Genomic DNA, 2,617 nt, shown 5'->3' with positions numbered 1-2,617 from the left:
CATTCATAAAATCAATATTTTACATAATTGTTATTTATATAAATTCGCTCACACATCGGGTTAAATTTATTGAGTCATCAGTCAATAACAAGGGTTTGTAACGGAACGTTATGAAATGAACAGATTATGTTCAAGCTATCAAGCAAAAGCACAAGGACATCGGCGCGTACTATGTTCTGGCACCAAAAATTGCGATGCCTCATGCTCGCCCTGAAGATGGTGTGAACGAAGCATCACTGCAAGTAACGGTATTCAAAAAGGGTGTTGATTTAGAGTCAGAAGACAACGGTGACGTTTACCTTTCGATTACTCTGGCGGCGATGGACTCAAATAGCCACATCCATACGATTATGGCGCTATCAGAGTTGTTCCAAAATGATGATGACATTGATGCCATCATCGCAGCGGAAACTGAGCAATCGATCATCGAGATCTTAAAACGATACTAATCTCGATCTAAAGATCCTGATAAGCCCCCATGAAAAAAGCGATAGCCTCGGCTATCGCTTTTCTGTTTCTGGTGCTTGGTCATTTCTCATCGAATATGAGTTAAGGCATCACACCTAGAAAGCATTCAGTGGCGTTAAAACGCGTACATTCGTTTGTCTGTCGATAATTCAAAGCAATATTGCGCGTGTTTATTAAGACACTCAAACACTTCTCTATCCAGCTTAAAGTTATCAACGTGGTCCGTCAAAATAGCCATCGTCTGTTCTAGCGTCATGCCTGCGCGATAAGGGCGAAATTGAGTTAATGCCTGGAACACATCCACCACAGCAACAATTCTACTCGGTTGATCCAACTCTTCCGCCGTTTTTCCCATTGGGTAACCCGAACCATCTAACCTTTCATGATGATTAGATGCCCACTGACAAACCTGAGGTGAACTGAACAACTCCTGCAATGCGAATCGAGTGTCCGTTGCATGGCGTTTAATACAGCAATACTCTTCTTCAGTGAGTAAATCCGGCTTATGCAGAATGTCATTAGGGGTTTGCAGTTTACCGATATCATGGACTAACCCAGCCAGATAGAGTTTGCGCTGAGTGGTGTAGGAATAACCCAGCTGTTTGGCGAGGTATTCTGAAAGCTGCCCAACCTTTAAAGAGTGCTTAAAGGTAAACGAACTTTTGGTATCAACAACATTGGCGATAAACTCGGCAAAGGCCACCGTCTCATCCAGCGACATTTGCTGGGAGAAAAATGGCACAGGTTCAAAGTTATCCCTCATGTTCTCGATGTATGGAATCTCCATAGAAAACCAGAAGTCATCCAAATCAACCAACTCGCACATGTGTTGCACAAGGTTGGTTTCGAACATCTCATCCGCTTGTTCAGTCAAACGTTCAATGATGCTCGCTTTGCCATCTGGTGTTAGGTTTCCATAACGATCAGAAGAGGTTATGCCGTATAGATAATCGACTCTATCGGCAAGCATCACGATGGCAGCTAGTTCTCTTTCTAACTCGCTGATATGAATAGCCCTTAGCTCAGACCACGGAGTATGGTGATAAAGAACCGGCTTAGCAAATATAGAAAGAACTGGGCACTCTTTTAAGATTTGGTAGCCCTTTTGACAATGGTGATAGCTTGAGTCAGGTACAAACCCAGACGTTAAACTGAGCTGTTCATCAATTTGCGAGACACCACAGTCGTGAATCAAGCCTAACGAAAACGCGAGCTGCGCTTGCTCTTCTTCCCACCCCACACTCAGAGCACATCGATACGCGATATAGCCCACTCTCTGTCCATGATTTTTACTTTCGAAACCGACGTTATCAAGCGCCTTAGCAATACCGAATAGAGCCTTCCTTAAGTCCACGGTCACGTCCTGGCAATGTTGATTCATTATTTAAGCCTAGCATTTTTATATTTTTTATATATTTAGGCCGCTAATACTAATGCATAGCTAATGATTATATACACAACTATTGTAAGGTTTAATGAGTTTCGTGATAGAACCAACGTATCACGAAAAATCCGTGCTACAAATGGTTGCATATTAAAAATCATGCGACATTATAGCCTGCCGACTAAGATTCGCTTAAATAAGCAGCCATAAGAAAAGGAAAGACATGTTTAAAACGGTTATCGACAACGAACTCTCCATCGCATTGGTTGAAGAGAGCTTCGCTTCTCACTACGCGGAAATCTCACAAAGCCAGAATGAGTACCTAAGTCAATGGCTCGTGTGGCCGCCACATTGTAAAACCGAGCAAGACTTTAGGATCTTCATCCAACGCTCGCTACACGATTATGCGGAAGGGAAAAGCATGACCTGTGCGATCGTGTATCAAGACAAGGTCGTCGGTAACTGCAGTTTCAATACTATTGATCATGATAAGCAAAAGGTGACGATAGGTTATTGGTTATCTGAGACATACCAAGGAAAGGGGATTGTGACGCGCGTTGTCCAGAAGCTGATTGATATTGCTTTCAATGAATTAGATATGGAAAAGGTAGAGATATCAGCCGCAACCGGTAACCAAAGCAGCCGTAAGGTTTGTGAGCGCTTACATTTCACGTTAGAAGGTATCATCACGCGTAACGAAAACTTGAATGGTCGCATCATTGACCACGCTATTTATGGCCTTCATCGCTCTAAGCTCTAAGCTCT

Annotated in this window: 2 protein-coding genes and 1 pseudogene; 2 read left to right on the top strand and 1 reads right to left on the bottom strand. The window is 42.9% G+C overall.

All coding sequences use genetic code 11. The features are described from left to right. Positions 1–125: 125 nt before the first annotated feature. A pseudogene (locus AB4517_RS22135) lies at positions 126–449 on the top strand (PTS sugar transporter subunit IIA); the annotation flags it as partial. Positions 450–583: 134 nt separating this feature from the next. Here AB4517_RS22135 and AB4517_RS22130 read toward each other — a convergent pair. Beyond that, entirely contained in the window at positions 584–1,849 is a 1,266-nt protein-coding gene (locus AB4517_RS22130) for an HD-GYP domain-containing protein (protein ID WP_372098962.1), read from the bottom strand. 226 nt (positions 1,850–2,075) lie between these two features. Between AB4517_RS22130 and AB4517_RS22125 the strand changes: the two genes are divergently transcribed. Further along, complete coding sequence (locus tag AB4517_RS22125; RefSeq protein ID WP_017064876.1) at positions 2,076–2,612, top strand: GNAT family N-acetyltransferase; 537 nt, start codon at positions 2,076–2,078, stop codon at positions 2,610–2,612. The last annotated feature ends 5 nt before the right edge of the window (positions 2,613–2,617 follow it).

This window comes from Vibrio sp. 10N.222.52.C3 (assembly GCF_041474195.1).
GTDB lineage: Bacteria > Pseudomonadota > Gammaproteobacteria > Enterobacterales > Vibrionaceae > Vibrio > Vibrio crassostreae_C.
This window is presented reverse-complemented; position numbering and strand designations above follow the sequence as displayed.